Genomic DNA, 3,971 nt, shown 5'->3' with positions numbered 1-3,971 from the left:
AACACCACCCCACGCAACGGCCGGCCCACATCCACCCGGGCACACACCGCATCAAAAGCATCCGCGAACACCGGGAAGGCTTCGTACAGTTCGCGGCCCATCCCCGGCCGCTGCGACCCCTGACCCGAGAACAGCAGTGCTGTGGATCCTTCGCGGGCTGTTCCTCGGATGGTCGTGGCGGACGGTTCGTCCCTCGTCAGTGCCGTCAGGCCGTCGGTGTATCCCGTGGCGTCCTCGGCGAGGACGACGGCGCGGTGTGCCAGTCCGAGGCCCGTCGTGGCGAGTGCCCGGCCCGTCGCGACGGCGGAGACGCCGGGATCCTCGCAGAGCGTCATGAGCCCCTTCGCCCGTGCGTGCAACGCCGCGCCGGAGTGGGCTGAGAAGGCCCATGGCAGTACGGAGTGCTGGGCAGGCGCCGCGGGCAGGACGACATCGGTCTGTTCCAGGACGACATGGGCATTCGTGCCGCTGATTCCGAACGAGGAGACTGCCGCCCGGCGCGGCCGGTCGACCCGTGGCGTCCACGCAGTGGTCTCGGTGAGGAGATTCAGGCTGCCTGTGTCCCAGTCGACGGACGGTGACGGTTCTGCTGCGTGCAGGGTGCGGGGCAGCTCGCCGTGCTGCATCGCCAGCAGCATCTTGATGACGCCGGCGACGCCCGCCGCCGCCTGGGTGTGGCCGATGTTGGACTTCACCGACCCCAGGTAGAGGGGTTCGGTGCGGTCCTTGCCGTACGTCGCCAGCAGCGCCTCCGCCTCGATCGGATCACCGAGCTTCGTGCCCGTGCCGTGGGCCTCCACCGCGTCGACCTCCGACGGCCACAACCCGGCCGAGGCCAGTGCGGCGCGGATCACCCGCTGCTGGGCAGGGCCGTTCGGGGCGGTCAGGCCGTTGGACGCGCCGTCCTGGTTGACGGCCGAGCCGCGCAGCAGCCCGAGCACGCGGCGGCCGTTGGCCCGGGCGTCCGAGAGCCGCTCCAGCAGCACCAGCCCGGCACCCTCACCCCAGCCGGTGCCGTCGGCCGAGGCCGCGAAGGCCTTGCAGCGGCCGTCGGCCGCCAGCCCACGCTGGTGGGCGAACTCCAGGAACGCGGTGGGCGCGGCCATGACCGTGACGCCTCCCGCGAGCGCCATCGAGCACTCCCCCGACCGCAGTGACTGCGCCGCCAGGTGCAGGGCGACCAGGGACGACGAGCAGGCGGTGTCCACCGTGACGGCCGGGCCCTCCAGCCCGTACGTGTAGGAGATCCGGCCGGACAGCACGCTGGCCGCGCTGCCGGTGGCCACGTGGCCCTCCAGCCCCGATCCGGTGGCGGGGAACAGCCCGGCGTAGTCCTGGCCGTTCGTACCCACGAAGACGCCGACACGGCTGCCCTTGAGAGAGGCGGGGTCCAGGCCGGCCCGCTCGAAGGTCTCCCAGGAGGTCTCCAGCATCAGCCGCTGCTGCGGGTCCATGGCCTGCGCCTCGCGCGGGGAGACGCCGAACAGATCCGCGTCGAAACCCGCCGCGTCGGGCAGGAAGCCGCCGCGACGTGCGAAGTCGGGGGCGTCACGCAGGTCCCAGCCCCGGTCGGCGGGGAAGTCGCCCACCATGTCGAGGCCTTGGGACAGCAGGTCCCAGAACTCCTCCGGGGTGGCCGCGCCGGGGAACCGGCAGCCCATCGCGACGATGGCGACGGGGTCGTCGGGCGCGGGAGACGCGGGGAGACCGGGGATCACGGTGGCAGAGGCGGCGGCTTCGGCGCCTCCGGTCAGTTCGGCGCGCAGCCGGGCGGCGAGGGCGGCCGGTGTGGGGTGGTCGAAGATCAGGCCCGCCGGGAGCGGGAGCCCGGTGGCGGCCCGCAGGGCGTTGCGCAACTCGATGGCGGTGAGTGAGTCGAAGCCCAGGTCGCGGAACGCCTTGTCGGGCGCGACGGTGGCCGCCGTGCCGTGGCCGAGCACGAAGGCCGCCAGGGTGCGGACCAGTTCCTCGGAGATCCGGCGTCGCTCGCCCTCGCCTGCGGCGGCGAGGCGCGCCGCGAGGCCGGTGGCGCCGCCGCCGGAGTCGTCGGCGCTGTCCGGTGTGTCGGCGGGGACGAGTTCGCGGAGCAGCGGACTCGGTCGTGCCGCGGTGAAGCCGGCGGCGAACCGTGTCCAGTCGACGTCCGCGACGACGACGGCAGCGTCGGCCGTCCCGTCGTCGTCCGTGACCGCGCCGCCGAGCATCCGGTTGAGGACGGTGACAGCGAGGTCCGGTGGCAGGGGGGTCAGTCCGGAACGGCGCAGCCGCTGGGTGAGGGCCTCGTCCTCGGCCATGCCCGTCTCGGCCCACGGCCCCCAGCCGATCGACGTGGCGGGCAGCCCCTGGGCGCGGCGGCGCTCGGCGAGGGCGTCGAGGTGGGCGTTGGCGGCGGCGTAGTTGGCCTGGCCCGCCGTGCCGACGGCGCCGGTGAAGGACGAGAAGAGGACGAAGGCGTCGAGCGGGAGGGCGCGCGTGAGGGCGTCGAGATTCTCGGCGGCCAGGGTCTTGGCCCGGAGCACCTGTTCGAAACGCTCGGGGGTCAGGCCGTCGAGCACCCCGTCGTCCAGCACTCCGGCTGCGTGGACGACTGCGGTGAGCCGGTGCTGCTCCGGTATCTCGGCGAGCAGGGCGGCGAGCGCGTCGTGGTCGGCGACGTCGCAGGCCACGGCCGTCGCCGTGGTGCCCATTGACGCCAGTTCGGCAGCGAGTTCCGCGACGCCGGGCGCCTCGGGTCCGCGCCTGCTGACGAGCAGCAGCCGGGTGTGGCCCTGTGCGGCGAGGAGGCGGGCCACCTGGGCGCCGAGCGCGCCGGTGCCGCCGGTGACGAGCACGGTGCCGCTGGTGCGGGGCGTGAGGGCTGCGGCCGGGGGAATCGGTGGGGCAGCGGCCAGGCGGCGGGCGAATACGCCTTCGGCCCGGATTGCCACTTGGTCCTCTTCGCTGCCCGGGTGGGTGTCCCCGGCGGCGAGTACGGCGCAGAGCCGGTTCCCGGCGCGGTCATCCAGGTTCTCGGGCAGGTCGATCAACCCGCCCCAGACGTGCGGGAGTTCCAGGGCTGCTCCGCGGCCGAAGCCCCAGATCTGTGCTTGGGCGGGGTCGGGTGCGCCGTCGGCGCGGCCGGTGGAGACCGCGCCTCGGGTGAGGGCCCAGAGCGGGACGTCGGCTTCGGCGCAGGCCTGGGTGAGCGAGAGCGTGGCGGCGAGCCCCCGGCCGAGGGCCGCCCCCGCGTGCAGCGCGCCGGTGTCGGTCCCCAGCAGCGAGACGACGCCCGTGAGTTCGCCGCAGGAACGCAGCTGGTCGGCGAGGGCGGTCCGGTCGGCGCCCGGGTCGGGCAGGGCGAGGACGGTGGCGCCGCTTCGCCGCAGTGCATCGGCGACCTGGGTGTCCAGGCCGGCCGGGCTGTCCGGGCCGACGACGAGCCAGACGCCGTCGAGCACGGCGGGCGCGGGGGCGACGGGCCGCCAGACCGCCCGGTAGTACCAGGATTCGACGGCCGCTTCGGTGCGTCGGCGGTCGTGCCAGGACGCGAGGTGCGGCATCAGGTCGGCCAGCCCGCGTCGTGTTTCGTCGTCGGGCAGCCCCAGGGTGTCGGAGAGCCGGTCGACCTCGCGCCCGGCGACGGCTGTCCAGAATCCGGCTTCGGTCCGTTCGCGGGAGGCGGTGAAGCCGTCGTCGGCCACGGTGTCGGGCCAGTAGCGCTGGTGTTGGAAGGCATACGTCGGCAGCTCGACGGCGTGGGCCCCGAGCGGCGCGAAGTGCTTCTCCCAGGCGACGTCGGCGCCGTGTACGTACATTTCGGCGATGCCGCGCAGCAGTGTGGCGTGCTCGTCGTGGCCGGGGCGCAGGGCGGGGGCGGCGGTCGTGTCCTCGGTGAGGTGCGGTACGAGGGCGGACAGGGCGCCGTCGGGGCCGAGTTCCAGGAAGCGGGTGGCGCCCGCCTCGTGAGCCTGGCGGACCGCGTCGGCGAAGCG

General features: G+C 74.2%; 1 protein-coding gene. It reads right to left on the bottom strand.

The window, feature by feature from the left end; translation table 11 throughout:
• Nucleotides 1–3,971, bottom strand: a 3,971-nt coding sequence (locus tag JS521_RS34380; RefSeq protein WP_205086798.1) for an SDR family NAD(P)-dependent oxidoreductase, incomplete at both ends; no start/stop codon positions are given.

The organism is Streptomyces durocortorensis (assembly GCF_016901035.1).
In the GTDB taxonomy this organism is placed as follows: Bacteria; Actinomycetota; Actinomycetes; order Streptomycetales; family Streptomycetaceae; genus Streptomyces; species Streptomyces durocortorensis.
This window is presented reverse-complemented; position numbering and strand designations above follow the sequence as displayed.